The organism is Suilimivivens sp., from assembly GCF_037359455.1.
GTDB lineage: Bacteria > Bacillota > Clostridia > Lachnospirales > Lachnospiraceae > Suilimivivens > Suilimivivens aceti.
In genome coordinates this window covers 36,878-55,866 of record NZ_JAXXXI010000053.1, presented here as the reverse complement: position 1 = coordinate 55,866, position 18,989 = coordinate 36,878, and the positions used below count along the sequence as shown (strand labels likewise).

At 49.2% G+C, this 18,989-nt stretch carries 19 protein-coding genes and 1 pseudogene; all 20 read right to left on the bottom strand.

What is annotated here, in order from left to right:
• Window positions 1-83: 83 nt before the first annotated feature.
• Window positions 84-1,391: a diguanylate cyclase gene (locus WJQ40_RS11425; protein ID WP_337540381.1), complete on the bottom strand. Its 1,308-nt coding sequence runs from the start codon at window positions 1,389-1,391 to the stop codon at window positions 84-86.
• 79 nt (window positions 1,392-1,470) lie between these two features.
• A complete protein-coding gene (locus WJQ40_RS11420) occupies window positions 1,471-1,989 on the bottom strand; it encodes a cob(I)yrinic acid a,c-diamide adenosyltransferase (protein ID WP_337540379.1) in 519 nt (172 codons plus the stop codon).
• Window positions 1,986-2,624, bottom strand: coding sequence for a hypothetical protein (locus tag WJQ40_RS11415; RefSeq protein WP_337540377.1), 639 nt, complete (start codon window positions 2,622-2,624; stop codon window positions 1,986-1,988). Before WJQ40_RS11415 ends, WJQ40_RS11420 begins: the two co-directional genes overlap by 4 nt.
• Window positions 2,625-2,630: 6 nt before the next feature.
• Entirely contained in the window at window positions 2,631-3,257 is a 627-nt protein-coding gene (locus WJQ40_RS11410; protein ID WP_337540451.1) for a precorrin-8X methylmutase, read from the bottom strand.
• A gap of 21 nt (window positions 3,258-3,278) precedes the next feature.
• Window positions 3,279-4,772, bottom strand: a pseudogene (locus WJQ40_RS11405) (cobyric acid synthase); the annotation flags it as partial.
• The gene (locus tag WJQ40_RS11400) at window positions 4,769-5,833 is read right to left on the bottom strand and encodes a threonine-phosphate decarboxylase (protein ID WP_337540375.1); all 1,065 of its coding nucleotides are present in this window, start codon (window positions 5,831-5,833) and stop codon (window positions 4,769-4,771) included. The gene WJQ40_RS11400 and the pseudogene WJQ40_RS11405, both read right to left, overlap by 4 nt.
• A gap of 29 nt (window positions 5,834-5,862) precedes the next feature.
• Window positions 5,863-6,864: an adenosylcobinamide-phosphate synthase CbiB gene (cbiB, locus tag WJQ40_RS11395; protein WP_337540449.1), complete on the bottom strand. Its 1,002-nt coding sequence runs from the start codon at window positions 6,862-6,864 to the stop codon at window positions 5,863-5,865.
• A 17-nt stretch (window positions 6,865-6,881) separates the two neighbouring features.
• Window positions 6,882-7,481 carry a histidine phosphatase family protein gene (locus WJQ40_RS11390; protein WP_337540373.1) on the bottom strand — a complete coding sequence of 200 codons (600 nt, stop codon included), beginning with the start codon at window positions 7,479-7,481 and terminating at the stop codon, window positions 6,882-6,884.
• Window positions 7,478-7,804 carry a bifunctional adenosylcobinamide kinase/adenosylcobinamide-phosphate guanylyltransferase gene (locus WJQ40_RS11385; RefSeq protein WP_118798219.1) on the bottom strand — a complete coding sequence of 109 codons (327 nt, stop codon included), beginning with the start codon at window positions 7,802-7,804 and terminating at the stop codon, window positions 7,478-7,480. Before WJQ40_RS11385 ends, WJQ40_RS11390 begins: the two co-directional genes overlap by 4 nt.
• Window positions 7,805-7,826: 22 nt before the next feature.
• The gene (locus WJQ40_RS11380; protein ID WP_262574703.1) at window positions 7,827-8,594 is read right to left on the bottom strand and encodes an adenosylcobinamide-GDP ribazoletransferase; all 768 of its coding nucleotides are present in this window, start codon (window positions 8,592-8,594) and stop codon (window positions 7,827-7,829) included.
• Between the two features lie 54 nt (window positions 8,595-8,648).
• Window positions 8,649-9,197: a bifunctional adenosylcobinamide kinase/adenosylcobinamide-phosphate guanylyltransferase gene (locus tag WJQ40_RS11375; protein ID WP_337540371.1), complete on the bottom strand. Its 549-nt coding sequence runs from the start codon at window positions 9,195-9,197 to the stop codon at window positions 8,649-8,651.
• A gap of 33 nt (window positions 9,198-9,230) precedes the next feature.
• Window positions 9,231-11,639 (bottom strand): cobyrinate a,c-diamide synthase, encoded by a 2,409-nt coding sequence (locus tag WJQ40_RS11370; protein ID WP_337540368.1) that lies wholly within the window; start codon window positions 11,637-11,639, stop codon window positions 9,231-9,233.
• A complete protein-coding gene (gene cobK, locus WJQ40_RS11365) occupies window positions 11,636-13,681 on the bottom strand; it encodes a precorrin-6A reductase (RefSeq protein WP_337540365.1) in 2,046 nt (681 codons plus the stop codon). Before cobK ends, WJQ40_RS11370 begins: the two co-directional genes overlap by 4 nt.
• Window positions 13,678-14,430 carry a precorrin-3B C(17)-methyltransferase gene (gene cobJ, locus WJQ40_RS11360; RefSeq protein WP_337540363.1) on the bottom strand — a complete coding sequence of 251 codons (753 nt, stop codon included), beginning with the start codon at window positions 14,428-14,430 and terminating at the stop codon, window positions 13,678-13,680. Before cobJ ends, cobK begins: the two co-directional genes overlap by 4 nt.
• Window positions 14,427-15,503, bottom strand: coding sequence for a cobalamin biosynthesis protein (locus WJQ40_RS11355; RefSeq protein WP_337540360.1), 1,077 nt, complete (start codon window positions 15,501-15,503; stop codon window positions 14,427-14,429). The genes cobJ and WJQ40_RS11355 overlap by 4 nt, the downstream gene beginning before the upstream one ends.
• On the bottom strand, window positions 15,475-16,284 hold the full coding sequence (gene cobM, locus WJQ40_RS11350) for a precorrin-4 C(11)-methyltransferase (RefSeq protein WP_337540358.1): 810 nt from the start codon (window positions 16,282-16,284) through the stop codon (window positions 15,475-15,477). The genes WJQ40_RS11355 and cobM overlap by 29 nt, the downstream gene beginning before the upstream one ends.
• Window positions 16,281-17,480 carry a cobalt-precorrin-5B (C(1))-methyltransferase CbiD gene (gene cbiD, locus WJQ40_RS11345; RefSeq protein ID WP_337540356.1) on the bottom strand — a complete coding sequence of 400 codons (1,200 nt, stop codon included), beginning with the start codon at window positions 17,478-17,480 and terminating at the stop codon, window positions 16,281-16,283. Before cbiD ends, cobM begins: the two co-directional genes overlap by 4 nt.
• A 125-nt stretch (window positions 17,481-17,605) precedes the next feature.
• A complete protein-coding gene (locus tag WJQ40_RS11340; protein ID WP_118798211.1) occupies window positions 17,606-18,151 on the bottom strand; it encodes a DUF2812 domain-containing protein in 546 nt (181 codons plus the stop codon).
• Window positions 18,144-18,467, bottom strand: a complete 324-nt coding sequence (locus WJQ40_RS11335; RefSeq protein WP_118798210.1) for a PadR family transcriptional regulator — start codon at window positions 18,465-18,467, stop codon at window positions 18,144-18,146. Before WJQ40_RS11335 ends, WJQ40_RS11340 begins: the two co-directional genes overlap by 8 nt.
• Window positions 18,468-18,690: 223 nt before the next feature.
• A complete protein-coding gene (locus WJQ40_RS11330; protein WP_337540349.1) occupies window positions 18,691-18,864 on the bottom strand; it encodes a hypothetical protein in 174 nt (57 codons plus the stop codon).
• Window positions 18,865-18,989 lie beyond the last annotated feature (125 nt).

The following is an 18,989-nucleotide window of genomic DNA, read 5'->3' as shown; positions in this document are numbered from 1 at the left end:
AATTTTCTCCTCCTGTTTCTGGCGGCTTTATCCGCCACGTGGTATAGTATACCGCTTCAACTCGTTAAAGTCAAATAGATTTCTCAGTTTTCTTCCTTACGCAGTGCTTTCTGATGGTACATACGCTTGTCTGCCTCTTCAAATACCTCCATCAGCGGATCCTCAGCTCCAGTCTTCACTGTTCCAAAGCAGAAGCTGCACTGCTCTCTGACCTTCAGAAGGATCTGCCTTACCTCCTCCTCTGAAAGTCCTCTGGTCAGGATGATGAATTCATCACCTCCAAACCGTCCGATCACTGCACTTTCCCCAAATCCTGCCGACAGTGCCTGCGATGTCTGCTGCAGGATCCTGTCACCGTACTGATGCCCGTGCAGGTCATTGATCTGCTTGAAGTGATCAAGATCCACCAGGCTGAAATAATAGATCTCCCTTGGGGCTTCCACCATATATTCACGCATCTTTTCAAAGGCAGCTTCCTTCCGGTACAGTCCCGTCAGTCCATCTGTCTCCGCCCGGTAATTCAGCTTTGCCTTCTCCATATATTCTTCATGGATATCCTGGATCCTGCCTATCACACTGATCACTTTTCCTTCATTATCAAGGATACTCTTATAGTGTGTCCGGTGCCACCGGTATCCGCCTCCAGATATGGAAGAAAGATATTCCAGGTTTTTATCTACTTCCCCCTTGCATGCTTCCTGAAGCGCCTCGCAGAACATTTTCTGGTGGCTGCTGTGCACAAACGGTGAATTTTTCATATATACACTGTAATTCCTGACTTCCCTGCGCTTCTTGTTTCCCGGAAGATTATAGGAAAATACCATGGTATCCTTCTCCGGATAATATTCAAACAGAAGCCCCATGGCTGTTGCCTCCAGGATCTTGTACCTCTCCTGCTGCAGTGTCAGTTCATCATTGATCTGCTTCAGCTCCCTGACCTGGGCTTCGCTCTCCTTTTCTGCCGTAATATCCGAAATTACGGTCAGATAAATAGGATTCTTCCCGATGTGGTTTTCAAGAGGCTCTCCCTTGACCTCAAACCAGCCGATCTCTCCATTCTTGCGATAGCCTCTTATGATATAATAGATCGATCTGCCCTTCGGTGCATTCTCAGAGATACAGGCAAGAAAGCCTGCTGCATCCTCAGGTAAAAGAGTAGATAACACATCCTGTATCTCTTTACCATAGTCTTCCTTGCTATAACCAATGCACTGAAAATAGGCATCATTCAGATACAGGGCACGGATGGATTCCCCAACCTCAAACAGTCCGATCCCCGCACGGATATTTTCAAGAACGCTCTGAAGGATCTCATTGACATTATCCCCAAGATAACGCAGCCTGTGATAATCATTTATATCAAGATTATCCGGTTCATTTTCTCTTTCCATATATCTTCCCCCGATATGTATTTCTTCTTTTCCACATACTTTTATCTATTATAAACCATTCAGGCAGGATTCTGCAATGTTAATATTCGATTCCCTTTCTTGCCATTACCCCTTTATCAAAGGGATGCCTGCGCTTTTCCATTCTGGTAATATAATCCGCACTCTCCATAAGGAAATCTGCCGGATCCCTTCCTGTCAGGACAAGCTCACATTTCTTCTCCCCGGCTCTTTTCAGCAAAAGCTTCAGCCTGTTTATGTCGATCAGCCCATATTCCACGGGATAGGTGATCTCATCAAGCACGATCAGTCCTGCTTCTTCTTTCTCCTGGAGCATAAGCAGCTCCTCAAGCAGCCTGTTGTGGATCCCTGTCAGCTCCAGCCTCTCTTTTTCTGTCATGGACTTATAGAATCCGAAATCCTTTTCGCTGCGCAGGATACGCACCCCCTTTATATTCTCAAGGCTGTGCAGCTCACCGGTATCATTTCCCTTCATGAACTGGCAGAATACAGTCTTTTCTCCCCATCCATTCATCCTGATGAGCTGACCGAGCGCCGCTGTGGTCTTTCCCTTTCCATCCCCGCAGTATAACTGGATCATATCTGTTCCCCCTTCCTGTTTTCTTCCCTTCTGTACGGACAGCTTCTTTTTTCACAGGTCTGGCAGACACTCCGGCAGGCATTCCCTTTTTCCCTTGTGAGCTCCGCATAGAATACTACACTTTTTCTGGGAACCATACAGAAGCTTTTCAGGCACTGCACCGGAGCACCAAGCATATCCAGGATCTTCCCAATGTCCGACAGTGGATATGCTTCTTCGCTTCCAGGAAAATGAAACTCCTTTACCCGGTAATCAGTAGTTTCTGCAAGCATTCTGTCATATGCTTCATAGCTTTTCATCAGGATCTCATTACTGATCACCTCTGCCATGTAAGCTGCTGTCATATTTTCCCTTTCCCGGTATCTGTCCTGCAGACGATCCACCCCTTCTCCAAGGGTAAGGACACTGACCGTCACCGGTCTTTTTCCTTCTACTTCTTCCTGAAGCAGTTTACTTGTAAAGCTCCCCTTCCGGCCACTTTCCCGTACTATCTCCCCGGCAATACGGGAAAGCTCCGGCAGGTCTTCTCTTCCATACCCGTTTTTCCTGGCAGCTTCCTCAATAAAATCAGCCTGCTGGCAACGGGAAAGAAGCTGTTCAAAGGGTGCGATCTTATGAAGTGAAATGACTGCCATCGTTTCCTATCCTTTCTCCTGTATCCCGTAAAGAAGAGCATTGCAGATGGCTGCTGCCACATTGCTTCCTCCCTTTCGTCCTCTGGCTACGATGCAGGGCACCTCCTCTTTCTTTTCAAGTATCAGCTCTTTGGCTTCAACAACGTTGACAAAGCCAACCGGCACACCAATGATCCCGGCAGGCTCCACACATTTCTTCGCCATCAGCTCATACAGGCTGACAAGCGCTGTAGGTGCATTTCCAATGGCAAAGATCAGCGGTTTTCCAAGTGCCGCTGCCCGTTCCATACTGACAAAGGCTCTGGTACAGCCTCTCTCCTTCGCTTCCTCCGCAACATCCTCATCACTCATAAAGCAGTATACTCCGCCCCCATATTTCCCGAGTGCCTTCTTATTGATCCCTGCCTTAGCCATCTGGGTATCTGTTACAATACAGGCTCCCTCTCTCAGGGCTTTTCTGAGCTTTTCCACCGCGCCTTCAGAATAATAGAGGTTTTTCACATAGTCGAAATCCGCTGTTGTGTGGATCACGCGCTTTGTCACCATTTCTTCCTCTGCAGGCAGGCAGATCCCCCTGTGCTCCAGTTCTCTTCCGATTATGGCAAAGCTCTCTTTTTCGATCTGTGCCGGCACCACCTCCCTAAGTGGCTGCTTCAGGCCGATGATCTCATAGATCCTCCGCATATCAAGACAGCTCCTCAGTGTATCCGCCAGTATATCGAGCTGTCTCTCCCTGTACTGCTCATAGGTCTCCTTCTTTCCCTCCCGATATGGGAGCTTCTTACGCTCACACAGCATTCTGACAAAGGTACTGCAGAATGCCTTTTCATCAAATATCCCATGCAGATAGGTACCTGCCACATTCCGGCAGACACAGCCATCCTCTTTTCCCTGAAGGATCAGAAAGGGCTCTGCCCCTTCCTCACGGACACTCTCCCCCATATGGATCTCATAGCCTTTTACTTTTTTCTGTGACAGATCAGAGAATTCTCCGGAAAGGATACTGCATATTCCTTCTGTCCTGGTTCTTGTCTTCTCCCTGGCAAAAGCAGTATGCACCGGCAGAAGTCCCATTCCTCTGCATGTTCTTTTTTCACCCTCTGTACCACTGCTGTCCGTGATCGTTCTTCCAAGCATCTGATACCCGCCACAGATCCCGAAAATCAGTGTCCCCTTTTCTGAAAGACGCAGGATAGCTGCCTCAATTCCATTTTCCCGTAAAGCAAGCAGGTCGCTGATCGTATTCTTACTGCCCGGCAGGATAACGACATCCGGGTTTCCAAGCTCTTCTCTCTTCTCTACATAACGTACTGTCGCATCCTCCTCCACCGCAAATGCCTGGAAGTCGGTAAAATTGGACAGTTTTCCCACGTGGATTACAGCAATATCGATCTTTTCGCCCTTTTCCCTCTGCCAGAGCTTTTCCGACAGAGAATCCTCATCTTCGATATCAACATCCATGTAGGGGATCACACCAAGCACTTCTTTTCCACATTTATCATAAATCTGCTTAAGACCGGGAGTCAGCAGCGAAGCATCTCCCCTGAACTTATTGATCAGAAGTCCCTTGATCCTGTCCTGTTCCTCTTTTTCCAAAAGCTGCACGGTTCCGATCAGCTGTGCAAACACACCTCCTCTGTCAATATCCCCTACCAGCAGTACCGGTGCATCTGCCAGCTCCGCCATACCCATATTGACAATGTCATCCTGCTTTAAATTGATCTCTGCCGGGCTTCCTGCCCCCTCGATCACGATCACATCATTCTGCTCTGCCAGATTGTCATAAGCCTTCCTGATCTCAGGAAGATACTCTTTTTTATGCCGGAAGTATTCCATTGCCTTCTGGTTTCCCTGTACCTCACCCATAACGATAACCTGGCTGCCCATATCCGTCACCGGTTTGAGCAGAATGGGATTCATAAGGACAGACGGCTCCTTTCCACAGGCCAGAGCCTGTACTGCCTGTGCCCTTCCCATTTCCAGTCCTTCAGTGGTAATAAAGGAATTGAGCGCCATATTCTGGGATTTAAAGGGTGCAGTTTCGTAGCCGTCCTGCCACAGTATCCGGCAGAGTCCTGCAGCGATCAGACTTTTCCCCGCATTTGACATGGTTCCCTGTATCATTATGGCTTTTGCTCTTCGTTTCATTTCCCTGCTTCCTTTCCTGCAAGAGAATACAATATCTCTTTCAGCCTCTCATTCTCTTCCTGTGTCCTTATACAGATCCGGTAATATCCCCTGGAAAGTCCCTTAAAATTACTGCAGTCCCTGATCAGGATCTTCCTGTCAAGGAGTGCATCCTTAAGCCCTTCCCTTCCATGGAAAAAGAGAAAATTGGCACTGCCAGGATATACCCTGTCAGCTACGGTTTCTAACAGCAAAGACACCAGCTTTTCCTTTTCTCCCCGGATCAGTTCCCTTGTCTTTTCCAGATATCCTTCTGCTTTCAGTGCTGCAGCTCCCGCCAGCTGCGCCGGCAGCGATACATTCCATGGCGGCAGCTTTTCCTTCATCCGTCCTGCCAGCTCTCTGTTCCCCGTCATAAGATAGCCAAGCCGCAGCCCCGGCATCCCATACACCTTGGTAAAGGCTCTTAATACGGCCAGATGAGGAAAACGGACTGTTTCCCCCTTCATGCTAAGCGCCGGTTCCCCGGGCAGAAAAGGAAGAAAGCACTCATCCACGCAAAGAAAGGTTTTTGTTTCTTCACATCTCTCTGCCAGTCTCACAAGCTCAGCCTTTCCCGTAACAGTGCCTGTAGGATTACCGGGATTGCAGAGAAAAACAAGGCTTGTCTCCTCCGTGATTCTTAAAAGCAGTTCCTGAAGGGGCAGGATAAAATCATTCTCTTCCTTCAGATACAGGAACTCACAGGAATGATCTGCTGCCTCAAGGGCATTTTCATATTCCTGAAAGGAGGGCGCCGTCAGAAGCGCCCTTCCTGCCGGAACTGCCCTGCACAGCGCATAGATCAGTTCTGCTGCCCCGTTTCCTGTAAGGATCTCCGTCTGATCCGTGGTTCCTTCAAAGTCCCTGATCCCCTGGATCAGATCCCGGCAATATGGATCCGGGTAACAGTCTGAAAGAAGGATTGCTTTTATGGCTGCCTGCCGGCTTTCCTCTGGCATGCCAAGGGGGTTAATATTGATCGAGTAATCCAGCTCTATTTCTCTGCCATAGCGGTCACCGCCATGTACATAATCCTTCATATCCATTTTCTTCCTTTGCTCTTCCACATTCACAAGATCACCTTTCCATATAACGCCATGCAGAGAAACAGACAGGCCATGCAGCAGAGATAAAAAAGCACTGTTGTCATAACAAGCAGCTTCCCCGCCCGTCTGATATCCTCCCGTTCGATCCTCCGGATGGGATCTCCGATAAAAGGCTTTTCATACAGCCTCCCAAAGTAATAGGCATTTCCTGCAAGCTGTACCTGCAGGGCACCTGCACAGACGCTTTCTGTCTGGGCTGAGTTTGGACTTTTATGCTTCCGCCTGTCACGCTTCCAGACATGTACTGCTCCCTTTGCATCCATACGGAGCAGAAAAGCAGCGGCTATCATGAACAGGGCTGCCAGTCTCGCCGGAATATAATTCAGAAGATCATCCAGTCTTGCTGCTGCTCTCCCAAAATATAAATATCTGTCATTTTTATATCCAACCATGGAATCCATAGTATTGACTGCTTTATAAAAGAATCCGCCGGGAACGCCAAGCAATGTCATATAAAGAAGAGGTGCGATCACACCATCTGACGTATTCTCTGCTATGGTTTCCACTGTGGCCTTTATGACCCCCTCTTCTGTTAGAGCCTCTGTATCTCTCCCTACGATCATGGAAACCGCTTTTCTGCCCGCAGCAAGTCCTTCCTGTAAAAGCGCCGTGTACACCTTCATGCTTTCTGCCTTCAGGGATCTCATTGCCAGAAGCTGATAGCAGAAAAAGCAGGAAAGAAGCAGATACAGTCCATGATGGATATGGTCTGCAAGATACAGGATCCCTGCCGGAACCGCTACAGAAAAAACTACCGTACCAAGCACAAGCAGTCCTCCGGCAAACAGCTTCCTTTTCTGATCTGCTTCCCTTTCTCCGGATATACGAAACAGTCTGTCAAGGAGCCATTCAAGCCCGGTGATCAGCTTCCCGATCATCCGCACCGGATGGTACAGCCAGACCGGATCTCCAAACAGTGCATCCAGCAAAAGTCCTGCTGTCAGGATCATCATTCTCTCTGCCATTATATGCTGCCATACTGTCATATTCTTCTGATCTCCTTCAGCCTGATCCTTCCGGATCCCACTTCTTCCGTCACCTCTGCCCGGAAGCCTTCTGCATTCCCGATCTGCCAGTCATAATAATCCCTGTGTGGTTCTGAAAATCTGTCAAGAACCGCCATGATCGTTCCCCCATGCACCACAAAGACCACTTCTGCCTCCTCAGACATAAGCTTCCGGAGCTCTCCTTCAAAGGCACTGCTGCATCTTTTCGAAAATTCCTTTTTACTTTCCCCTCCTGGGAACGGTGCTTCTCCCATGGAATCAAGAAATCGCTGGTAATCCGCTTTTCCGTTCAGCTCCTCATAATTCTTATATTCAAAGGTGCCAAAGTCACATTCTCTGAAATCCTCTACTACAGTCTGCTTTTCTCCGGGAAACAGAATCTCTGCACTCTGCCGGCACCGGAGCATGGGACTGACCCGCAGATGCGGTTTCCGGCATCCGTCCTTTTCCAGCCGTTTCTTAAGGGAAAGCAGTGGCTCATCCGCCTCCGGGAGGAGCACTTCCTCTGTACTTCCCACATAACGGTGTTCCAGGTTTCCCTTCGTGACACCATGCCGGATCAGATATACCCTCATTTCAGTCTCTCTCCTTCACCGCAGACCACACGGTAAAACTGCTCTGCCTCTCCTGCCAGGTAGCAGTTTACCCTGCCAACAGCTTCCCGGTATTTCCGTTCAAAGGCATCTATGGGAACCAGTCCATACCCTACCTCTGCACTGATGATCACCGCATCCCTGTTTTCTCTAAGAAAGTCTTCTGCCTCTGCCAGCGGATCCTTCCCGGAAAGCAGTTCTTCCCTTATGGTTTCCTCGTAATGAACCACGATCTTCTTTCCCTTGAAATGTGTTTCTGCAAAGGCTCCCTTACCCTGAAAGGCACCACCTACAATAAATATCATCGGCTTTTCTCCTGTCTGTCTTTTACATTCCAAATAACACTGCCATAAACAGCATGCAGATCTCACAGAGCTGCAGAAAGTGTCCCGCCAGATCCCCGGTCACCCCGCCGAACCATTTATAAGAGGACACCCGGTAATATACGAAGCAGGCTGCCGCTGTCAAAACACAAAATATGCCGGCAAGGGGTCTGTAAGCTACCATCAGCACCGCAAGCAGCACTGCTTCTGCCAGCAGCACCCATTTTACGTAACCACCTGCACTGCCGGCAAAGGAAGCCGCCATGCCATCTTCCCTTGCTTTCCTGAAGATCAGAAGGGACAGGGCACTTAGGGCTCTCTCCATGCCATAGATCATAGGAAGCAGCAGAACTGATGCCTCAGTCATATTTAAGTACAGCAGCGTGGAAATAATAAAATACAGGGAGCTGTAGATCACAGCAAAGGCACCTGTATGAGGATCCTTCAGGATTTTCAGCCTCTCCTGCCTGCTTTTGAAAGAGCTTTTGGCATCCACGGTATCCAGGAAGCCGTCCATATGGATCCCTCCTGTGACCAAGACCGGCAGAGCACACATAAAGCCTGCCCGGATCAGGGGAAAAGTCAGATCGGTATGTGGCAGGATCACCGGCAGAAAGGAAAAGAAATGCATAAGCAGCCACTGGCAAAGTCCAATTACAATACCGATCAGCGGAAAAAAGCAGAGGCTTGCCCGCTGGTTCTTTTCTGAAAACTCCACATTCGGCATGGGAATCCTGGAATATGTGGAAAATGCCATAATAAGTGCTTTCAAAATGTTTCCTCCTGTTTTCTGTCTGTCCGTTTTCCGGTTCATCCCGTTTTCCTTTTATTTCTTCCGTTCCACAGGGATCCCACAGATCACCTCTGTCACACTGTCTGCCGCCCTGGCAAGCAGACAGTTGCTTTTTCCAAGGAGCTGCAGATACAGCGCCGTTTCCTGCGGAAATGCAATTCCCTCTGAAAAGACCTCATTAGTCACCACGATCACAGCTGCACATTGCCCGGCAAGCCTTCGTACCGGTGCTGCGATCACCTCTTCCACACAGAAAGGTGCACTGCTCTTTTCCTGCAGCCGTCCTGTCTTTTCATACATCTCATTAGCCAGAAGATTTGAGAGACACTCGATCAGGAATACATCCTCCTTCTCTGCTGTCAGCCTGGAAAGATCCGTATGGCATTCCCTTGTCACAAAGTCCTTGTCCTTCCGCATCCTGCGATGTCTTCTGATCCGTTCCTGGCATTCCTCATCATAGGGTACCATGGTAGCCACATAATAAAGAGTGCCTGCCGGGTGCTTTTTCTTTTCCTCTATTGCCAGCTTTTCTGCAAAAGCACTTTTGCCGCTGCAGCTTCCGCCTGTCACCAGTCTGAGCATCTTTCTCTCCTCACTGCCTCATTCAAGCCCACATCAGGCTTCCGGTATTTCTTCCTGAAACCGTTCATAGCTTCTGATTTCATAGTCGGTAAAGGTTCCCATCCTTTCATAGACCTCCATGGCCATGGAAAGCAGCGGGAACAGAGTAAGCGCTCCCGTTCCTTCCCCAAGCCGCATGCCGGCCCGGACAGGAGCCTGCAGACCAAGAGCAGAAAGCGCCATGGCTCCGGTTCCTTCCCCTGACATATGGGATGGCAGCAGATAATCCGTCACCCGGCAGTCTATCCGGTATGCCGCAAGCGCTGCAACACAGGAAATCGCACCATCCAGCACTACCGGCATTTCCTCCTTCACTGCTCCCAGAAATACACCAGCCATCATGGCGATCTCAAGACCGCCTCCTTCTGCCAGCAGCTCCTGCGGATCCGTATGGTGTTCTGCCCGTATCCTTGTGAGCGCCCTTTCTACTGCCCGGCACTTTCTCTCATAGCCTTCACAGGAAAGACCGGCTCCCTTTCCTGTCACCTCTCCTGCATCTTTATTCAGGTACAGTCCGGCAAGCACACTGGTTGGCGTGGTATTGCCGATCCCCATTTCTCCTACTGCAAGAATAGTATAGCCCATCTCCTTCAGCTCCTTTACCAGTGCCTTTCCTTCCTCCAGTGCCCTTCTGCACTGCTCTCCTGTCATGGCTGCCTCCTTCGTAAGGTTTCCTGTGCCCTCTGCGATCTTCCGGTCTGCCACTGCATCCCTTCTCAGGGTTCTGTCCCGGTAGTATTTCCCCTTCATGCCGGCATCTACCGGATATACATCCACACCGGCTACCTCCGCCATATAGTTTACCGTAGAATTTCCTTTCGCAAAATTTTCTGCCACCACTCTGGTCACGCTGCTGTCAGTCTGGGTCACCCCCTCCTCTACAACGCCATGATCCGCACATAGCACAAGAAGTGCCCTTTTCTCCAGTGGATAAGGCTTTTCGGATCTTCCGATCCTGCACAGCTTCACCACCATATCCTCCAGAAGTCCAAGACTGTCAAGGGGCTTTGCAATACTGTCCAGATGCTTCTTTGCAAGCCGCCCTGCCCGGTAGCTTTCACAGGCACGAAGGAAGCTATAGAGCATCTCCGGATTGCTTTCATAATAAAAATGAGGGAATCCTGCTGCCATATGTGCTGTATATATCATACAGGAATAGCTTCTGTCTGAAAGCGGCTTTTTCGCCGTAAAGCCATCCCCATTGTTACTGCAGTCAAAATAATGGAATTCATGTCCACGGATCGATACCCCTGCATCCCCAAAAAGTCCTGGCTTTTCTGCTGCCGCATCCAGATAACCAAACCTTACGGAGCTCTTCGTCTGAAATCCTTCTCCATCAAGCGCCCCTGCCATGTCAAAGGTTTTCCCTTCATAAGTCAGGTTTTTCTGTAAGTAAAGAAAGCCTCCGCATTCGGCAAGAACCGGCATGTTTCCTTCGCAGGCCTTTCTTACCTGATTTCTCATGGAGTGATTTTCAGAGAGTGCCTCTGCATACAGCTCCGGATAGCCTCCTGGCAGGATCAGACCATCTGTTTCCTCCGGCAGCTCCTGATCATGGATAGGAGAAAACGGGCAGACCTCTGCCCCCATTTTTTCAAGGAGCTTCCTGTTCTCTTCATAAAAGAAGCTGAAGGCTTCATCCTGTGCCAGTGCGATCCGGACTTTGGTGGAAAGCACCGGCAGTGATCCGCTTTCTCCTGTCTGCAATTCCGGTGCTGTTTCTGCCACAGCAAGGATCCCCTCGAGGTCCACCGTCTTTTCCAATGCATCCCTAACCTCTGTGATCCAGGTATCAAATCCGGCAAGCTCCTCAGGCTGCAGCAGTCCAAGATGCCTTGACGGCACGGAAAGCACCGGCAGCTCCGGCAGATAGCCAAGGACAGGCAGCTCACACTCCTTCTCGATCACTGCTTTGATCCGTTCATAATAAGCAGGAGAAACCCTGTTTAAAAGCACACCCGCTATGTGACTGTCTTCCCGGTAGTCCCTTATTCCACGGATCAGTGCTGCCAGGGAAACACTGGCTCCCTTTCCATCCACCACAAGCAATACCGGCGTCTTCGTGAGCCTTGCCACATCATAGGTACTGGCCTTTTCGCTGATCCCGGAAAGTCCGTCATAAAAGCCCATGACTCCCTCGATCACAGTCAGGTCACTCTGTTCCATTTTGTCTGTCAGGATCCCTCTCAGAGTATCCTCACCGGTAAAATAGCTGTCCAGATTGCCGGAAGGTACTTTAAGCACCTTTCTGTGGAACATGGGATCAATATAGTCAGGGCCGCATTTCATGGCAGCCGCTTTGATCTGTTTTTTTTTGCACAGTGCCAGCAGTCCACAGGTAAATAATGTTTTTCCGCTTCCGCTCTTTGGCGCAGCCAGCAGAATCCTTGCCTGTTTTTTCATTTCTCTCCTCCAAATGCTGCGATCCATACCGGATTTTCACTTTCTGTCAGATGGTAAATGGAAAGCTCTTTTACCCTTGTAACCTGTACCTGAAGCAGTTCCATATTCCGGCAGCGTGGATTTTCCCTTTTCAGCTTCAGCAGTATTTCCAGCGTTTCCAGGGTAATGGCATTTATCACGATCCTTGCCCTGTCATTCTTCTGCAGCACTGCTTCTACGATCTCAGTCAGTCTGCCGCTGCTGCCTCCGATAAAAGCATGGGTCGGTGACGGCAGCTCCTGTAAAGCCTCCGGTGCCTCTCCCCTTATCTGTAAAAGATTGGATGCCCTGTGCTTTCTCGCATTCTCTCCGGTAAGGGCATACGCTTCTTCCTTCTTTTCTATAGCGTATACCTTTCCTTCCGTGGCAAAAAGTGCTGCCTCAATTCCCACAGAGCCGCTTCCGCTTCCGATATCATAAACGATGCTGTCCCTTTTCAGGTTTAATTTGGCTAAAGACAATACCCGGATTTCTTCCTTGGTCATAGGCACCTTTGCCCGGCTGAAAGAATCATCCGGAAGTCCCGGAAGGCTTCTTCTGTCTGTACCGCTCTCTGTTCTTTCCAGTAAAGCTATGGTAAGACTGTCTGTTTCCTTCCCGATAAAATCCTCTGGCCGCCCCCTCCTGATCCGCTCCTCCGGATAGGAAAGCCTCTCTCCTGCAGTGACCCCTACATCAGAAAGTCCATAGAAAACCAGCTTCTCGCACAGCCCGGAAAGCTGGCCTCTGCCACCGAGCAGAGCACAGACCTTCTTCCCTTCCAAAAGCAGCGGGATCAGCTCCTGCTCCCTTCCATGACAGCTTACAAGTGCTGCTTCCTCAAGCGATAGTCCAAGTAGTGACAGAAAATAGACCGGAGAAGAAATACCCGGAATACGACTTACATGGAAGCTCCCTGCAAGGAGCTCTTCCATGCCTTTTGCCCCGGAAGAAAAGCCCACATCCCCGGAATACAGAACGGCTGCTCTTTTTATGCCGCTGTGTTCCTTAAGATAGGCTGCGATCTCCTCTTTCCGGACACTGATAAAGCAGGGCTTATCTTCCGTCAGCACCTGATGTGCCTCCTGAAGCATCCGTCCGGATCCGATCAGCACCTCACAGGACCCAAGCACCTGACGGGTTTCCACAGACAGCAAGGAAGCTCTTCCAGGCCCCATGCCAATGAGATATACTTCTCTGTCTGTTTCCGGCACAGTCCCATCCGATGCCTTAAAAGCCACGCCTTCTAGAAGCTGGCAGGCCTCCTGAAGCGTCATGGTCTGCTTTTCTGCATCCTGTCCTTCCTTCTTTTCCGGGCATTCTGCCTCCGGTCTTTCCACCACTATAAGGGTTGCTCCGGCTGCCCTGGCCGCCCTGCATTTTTCTGCAAAGCCTCCTTCTTTTCCGGAGCTTTTCGTCACAAAGTACCTGCTTTCCACACTCTTCAGCATGGCTTCATTCAGTTCTTCTGAAAAAGGTCCCTGCATAGCGATCAGATGTTTCCCTGAAAATCCAAGGGAAACGGCCTTTGCAATGGCTTCCTCCGAGGGCAGGATCCTTGCCGTGCAGCGTTCCTTAAAGTTCCGGAGCTTTGTATATTTCTCCAGTTCCTTACTGCCTGTAGCAATGAAAATCCTCCCTTCCGTCTCCTGCAGGAAGGAAACTGCCTCCTCCACACTTTTCACAGAAACTCTGTCTTCCCCGGCATCCGTGGCTTCCTCTTTTCGAAGGATCCTGACATAGGGCAGAGCCAGCTTTTCACAGGCCTTTCTGACATTCTTTGTCACCAGCTCTGCATAGGGATGAGTCGCATCCATACAAAGCTCTGCCTGCCATGAAAGAAGAAGCTGTTCCATTTCTTCCTCTGTCAGATTGCCCTGATGTACCGTAAGAAAAGCGTTCTCCTTCAGAAGCTCTGCCCCGTATTCTGTGGATACGCTGACAATTACCGGTATCTGTAATGCCGCAGCCTTCTCTGCCAGCACTCTTCCTTCTGTTGTCCCACCAAAGATGACAAGTCTCATACCCTGTTTCCTTCCTGATTTTCGATCCTGTACCCTCTTTTGGTTACCATTTTATCTCCTATCCTTCTGGTCGTACTGTTCCCGATAAACACCGTGGTGAACATATCTACCTGTGCCTCCATGAGCTGCAGAAGGGAAAGGATCTCTGCTTCTTCTCCTTCTCTGCCAATATTTCTCACATAGCCACAGACTGTCTCCCCTCTTTTATAACGAAGAAGGATCTCACAGGCTTTTTTCAGATAATCCGGCCGGTTATGGCTGGAAGGATTATAAAGGCAGATCACAAAGTCTGCCTGCGCCGCCAGTGCCAGTCTCTTCTCGATCAGCTCATACGGCGTCAGGAGATCGCTTAGGCTGATTAATGCAAAATCATGGGACAGAGGTGCACCAAGTACTGCCGCACCGGAAAGGGCAGCCGTCACACCCGGAACCACACGGATCTCCACTCCCGGATATGCCTCTCCCATTTCATAAAGCAGACCTGCCATACCATATACACCGGCATCTCCGCTGCAGACCATAGCTGTCGTCCTTCCCTCCTGTGCAGTAAGAAGTGCCTTTTCACAGCGTTCCTTTTCCTGCCTCATTCCGGTAACAATGATTTCCTTTCCCTTACATAAGGCACGGATAAGCTCCATATATTTCTGATACCCTACAATCACCTCACAGGAAGAGATCACGTCCCTTGCCTCTGCCGTCATGCCTTCTTCTTTTCCAGGTCCGATGCCTACTACATAAATCTGCTTCAAAATACGATACTCCTCTGATATTCTCCTACTGCTGTGGTCACACCATTCTCTGCCCGTTTGCCTGACAGGAGAGCTGCACCTGATGCCACTACGCTGCGTTCACAGACATTATCTACACCTGTGACCTTTTCTACAAAATCTGACGCAGCAAAGCTGCCCATCTGAATCTGCAGCTGCTTTGCAGAATAGGTCATAAAGGGAATCTGCTTTTCCCGGCAGAAGGCAAGGATCCCTTCTTCCTCCTGCTTCAGGTCAATGCTTGCCACACCGGCAATTGCCTCCTCTGAAAGACAGAGACTGTGCAGATGTGCAGTGACTGCCTGCCGGATCATTTCCTTATCAGTTCCCTTTCTGCAGCCAATACCAACTACAATATTCTTTGGCAATAGCTGCAGGCAGCATCCCTTCTTTGCAGCTCCGGCAGCTGTGTATACCCTGTCCGAGATCAGGATACGCTTTTCTTCCCTTTCAAGACCATTTTCTTTTCCCCTGCTTTTTTCAAGAATCAGCTCTTCCGGCACTTCTCCTTCTACAGGATAGCTGCAGTCAAAGAATATTTTCTCCCCCTGGAGGATCGCTGCTGAAATTTCCTTTGCGCACTGGAAATCAGTCAGGACAAGGCCATTCCTTCTGGCAAATTCATCAACAGAAAAGCATCCCTCCCGGTCTGTGGCTGTAGTGATCACCGGGATCATCCCCTTATCTGCCATCAGTCCGGAAATTTCCTCTGCCAGCGTATTGGCTCCGCCAAGATGACCTGAAAGAAGGGAAATACAGAACCTTCCGGTTTCATCAATGACAAGGATAGCCGGATCCTTCGCCTTATGTCTGAGAAAGGGTGCAATACTGCGTACTGCAATTCCACTGGCACAGAAAAAAAGAATAGCATCCTTATCCGGGAACCAGCTTCCTGTCAGCTCCGTCACAGTTTCAGCCATGGAAATGGAGGAAAGTGCCCTGCACTTCACCTTATATTCCAGCTCATCCTCCGGATGCTTCTGCTGCCATCTTTCCCTGACCAGGATCATCAGGTCATATGCTGCTTCACTGCAGGCAATCATTCCTGCTCTCATAGCCTTTCTCCTTTCCGGCATTCTGCGTGTCCATCCCCTTCCGATATCCGGTAGTAAAACAAGGATCATAAAGCTTCGATCTTTCAAAGCCACTGTCTATCACATTTCCCACGATGATCAGCGCTGTCCTTGAAATGCCCTCTTCTTTCATCTTCTCCGGAAGCAAAGAAAGTGTGGTAACAAATTTCCTTTCCTCCGGCCAGGTTGCTTTATATACAACTGCTGCCGGAGTATCCGGCTCATATCCACCACCGATCAGCTCCCGGCTTACCTCTTCTGCCAGTCCTGATGATAAAAACAGCACCATGGTAGCCTGATGGGCTGCAAGGCTTCGAAGGCTCTCTTTCTCCGGAACAGCAGTCCTTCCCTCCGAGCGTGTGATGATCACACTCTGGGATATCCCGGGAAGCGTATATTCCAGGGAAAGTGCTGCTGCCGCCCCGCAAAAGGAGCTGACTCCCGGGCACACCTCCCAGGCTATATTTCTCCTTTGCAGCTCTTCCATCTGCTCCCTGACAGCGCCATACAGGCTGGAATCCCCTGTATGTAACCTGACTGTCATTTTTCCTGCCTTTTCTCCCTCCTCCATTACCTGGATCACCTCAGGAAGAGTCATATATGCACTGTTGTAGATCTGGCAGTCTTCTTTGGTATTTTTCAAAAGCGCCGGGTTGACCAGTGATCCTGCATAGATCACAATATCTGCCTCTGTCAGATACCGCTGCCCCCTTACCGTGATCAGATCCTCACTTCCCGGTCCTGCACCTACAAAATAAATCATGTTTCATCCTTTCTCTCATTCCTGCCTGTAAAATAAGGCAGAAGCTCTGCTGTTTCCTTCGTCTGTGTCAGAAATCCGAAATGCTCTGAAAACAGCATTACAGCGATCGTCACCTTAGAGCCGCCTCTGTGTCTGACATAACTGTCAATTGCTTCCTGCAGTTTTTCCATCACTGCTTCCCTGAGCCCCGCTTTTTCAAGAAGCGGTATCATTTCCTCTGTATTAATACAGGACATGATCTTCTCTGCAAGTTCCCTGGAGCCCCCTGCCAGAAAGGTGTATAATGCCATGATCTCTCTTCTGCCATCTGCCACCTTGGAATGGGTATTCATGATCCCTGCCGCCAGCTTAACCAGCTTGCCGATATTTCCCACAAGCAGGATCCTCTCCATACCATAGCTGACCGCCAGATCAATGGTTTCTCCTATATAATTGCTGCACTTCACACTGCTGTCCATGTCAAGCTGCAGATATTCACTGACATACCCCCTGCCGTAATTTCCGGGTGTAAGCAGAAGGTTCTTTTCTCCGGCTGCAGCCCTCTGTCTGATCTCCGTCTCAATGGTATCCACGATCGCTTTTTCGCTCATAGGCTCCAGTATCCCTGTCGTTCCAAGAACAGACAAGCCTCCGACGATCCCCAGCTTTCTGTTAAAGGTCCGCTCTGCCAGTTCCTCACCACCTGGAATCCGCACAGTGATCAGCACCCTTTCTGACACATCAGCCAGCTTCAGTACTTCCCTCACTGCTCCAAAGATCATCTTCCTTGGCACCGGATTGATCGCTGCCTGTCCTGTTTTCTCAGGAAGTCCTTCTCTTGTGACTCTTCCGATCCCCTCTTCCCCTGTCAGATACAGACCTTTTCTTTCCTCGTCACAGAACCAGTCTTTCTGCGGTTCTGTTTCATCCGGAAGGATCCTTACTCCCGCATAGATCTTTGCATGGTTAGTCACATCCGGATCGTCCCCGCTGTCCTTGACCACATAATATTCTGCGAAATCATCTGTCCTTTCTGACATAAAAACCGGCACCTGCATCTGACTGCCTCCTGGCAGTCTTAAGTTCACAGCTTCCTCCTGCCCGTTCTCTTTATTTCCACATACACAAAAAAGCAGCCTGGCCGAAGCCAGTGCTGCTGCTGTGCAGCAGGTACCTGTTGTAATTCCGCACCGGAGTTTTTTTTGATTCTTCGTCACATAAAGCTCCATCAGCTCTGTCCTTCCGTCTGTATTACATTCAGTGTACCACTGCTTATTTTCTGCGTCTATTATGATTTTGAAAACCTGCGCTCTTTTGTTTCTGTTTTCTCCTTCAGTGCTTCTCAGAATTTTTTCAGTTTCTTCCTGAGACTGTACAGCTTTCTTCCACAATGCAGGATCAGGATCACATACAGGAGCATCAATATACTGAATATCACCTCCAGCGTGATCTCATCCGGACTGTTCATGACGTTTGTCCACTGCGGGATCAGTATGCACAGGAAAACGACAAGCAGCGGAAGCATCCTGGTCTGAATCACGTGCTGCACCATGGAAAGCCTGGATTCACTGTCTGAAAAAAGCTCTCCCTCTTCCTCACAGGTCACAGCACTGGCAGGCTTCCTGAAATAGATCCAGCCAAAGCATTTACCACAGCATTCCCATCCATAGTCGGCAAACATCTGCGCATAGTCCTGATCACCTTTTGCATTTCTATAATCCAGACGGTAGATCATCTCCTCCGGCTTCCCCACCTCAAAAATATAAATAAATGGCTGGATCATCTTCTGCAGGTGAAGTCCCTTTCTGCTCTGCTCCCTTAACCAGTTTTCTTCCTCTTCATAATCTGCTATAGTAAAAATCCTTGTAAATGTCTTTGTATTACTCATGATATTCTTCCCCCTGACTGTTCTGGTATAATCGTCTGATCCTTTTCTTTTCTGTTTCCAGTACCTCTTCTCCAAGCGGTGTCATACAGTACAGCTTCCGCTTCTCTTCCTCATGATCAAACCGGATCAGCCCGTCCCCCTCCATCTTGGAAAGTGTGCCATACATGGTTCCTGGACTGATAACAACCTGATTTCCGGTCATCACCTTCACCTGCTGCCCGATCCCGTAACCATGCTGCGGTCTCTGCAGGCAGTACAGAATATAAAATCCGGTTTCTGTCATGGGACAGTAAATCTTTCTGATTCGATCCTCCATCTTTCTCCTCTTTTCTTTTAGCACAGGGAATACTGATTCTTCCCTGTGCATTTCAATTCGATATATCACGTTTGGATACATCGCAATTAGATATATCGTGATTCGATATATATTATATATCACACCTCGATATATGTTGTCAACACTATTTTCCATGACACAAAAAGTGGCATCCAAAAGTAAAAAAAGAACAGCCCTCTCTTTCAGAAAGCTGTTCCCTGATTTATTCTTCATTTTTTCTGACATACTGTGCGATCACCGCTGCCGCCTTTTCAAAGGAAAGCGGCTTGGACAGATGCTCATTCATTCCTGCCGCCCTGCTCCTTGCGACATCATCATCAAAAGCATTGGCTGACATTGCGAAAATGGGGACGGTCTCCGCATCCTTCCTGTCCATCCTCCGGATCCTTCTTCCGACGCAGCAAACATTTCCAATATTCCACACAAAAACAGTCTTTTTTTCTTCATATATATTCCCCAAATTATACTATTGGTTTATTATATAAAAGCTGTTTCTGATTG

What these genes read in the sequence shown, in the direction of transcription:
- WJQ40_RS11330 (WP_337540349.1), bottom strand. Translation starts at nt 18,864, where the DNA reads ATGGACAGGAAGGATGCGGAGACCGTCCCCATTTTCGCAATGTCAGCC.
- cobM (WP_337540358.1), bottom strand. Translation starts at nt 16,284, where the DNA reads ATGATTTATTTTGTAGGTGCAGGACCGGGAAGTGAGGATCTGATCACG.
- WJQ40_RS11425 (WP_337540381.1), bottom strand. Translation starts at nt 1,391, where the DNA reads ATGGAAAGAGAAAATGAACCGGATAATCTTGATATAAATGATTATCAC.
- WJQ40_RS11420 (WP_337540379.1), bottom strand. Translation starts at nt 1,989, where the DNA reads ATGATCCAGTTATACTGCGGGGATGGAAAGGGAAAGACCACAGCGGCG.
- WJQ40_RS11400 (WP_337540375.1), bottom strand. Translation starts at nt 5,833, where the DNA reads ATGAAGGATTATGTACATGGCGGTGACCGCTATGGCAGAGAAATAGAG.
- WJQ40_RS11390 (WP_337540373.1), bottom strand. Translation starts at nt 7,481, where the DNA reads ATGAGGGTATATCTGATCCGGCATGGTGTCACGAAGGGAAACCTGGAA.
- WJQ40_RS11370 (WP_337540368.1), bottom strand. Translation starts at nt 11,639, where the DNA reads ATGAAAAAACAGGCAAGGATTCTGCTGGCTGCGCCAAAGAGCGGAAGC.
- cbiB (WP_337540449.1), bottom strand. Translation starts at nt 6,864, where the DNA reads ATGGCAGAGAGAATGATGATCCTGACAGCAGGACTTTTGCTGGATGCA.
- WJQ40_RS11355 (WP_337540360.1), bottom strand. Translation starts at nt 15,503, where the DNA reads ATGAGAGCAGGAATGATTGCCTGCAGTGAAGCAGCATATGACCTGATG.
- cobK (WP_337540365.1), bottom strand. Translation starts at nt 13,681, where the DNA reads ATGAGACTTGTCATCTTTGGTGGGACAACAGAAGGAAGAGTGCTGGCA.
- WJQ40_RS11385 (WP_118798219.1), bottom strand. Translation starts at nt 7,804, where the DNA reads ATGATATTTATTGTAGGTGGTGCCTTTCAGGGTAAGGGAGCCTTTGCA.
- WJQ40_RS11415 (WP_337540377.1), bottom strand. Translation starts at nt 2,624, where the DNA reads ATGGCAGTCATTTCACTTCATAAGATCGCACCCTTTGAACAGCTTCTT.
- WJQ40_RS11335 (WP_118798210.1), bottom strand. Translation starts at nt 18,467, where the DNA reads ATGGAGGATCGAATCAGAAAGATTTACTGTCCCATGACAGAAACCGGA.
- WJQ40_RS11340 (WP_118798211.1), bottom strand. Translation starts at nt 18,151, where the DNA reads ATGAGTAATACAAAGACATTTACAAGGATTTTTACTATAGCAGATTAT.
- WJQ40_RS11375 (WP_337540371.1), bottom strand. Translation starts at nt 9,197, where the DNA reads ATGCTCAGACTGGTGACAGGCGGAAGCTGCAGCGGCAAAAGTGCTTTT.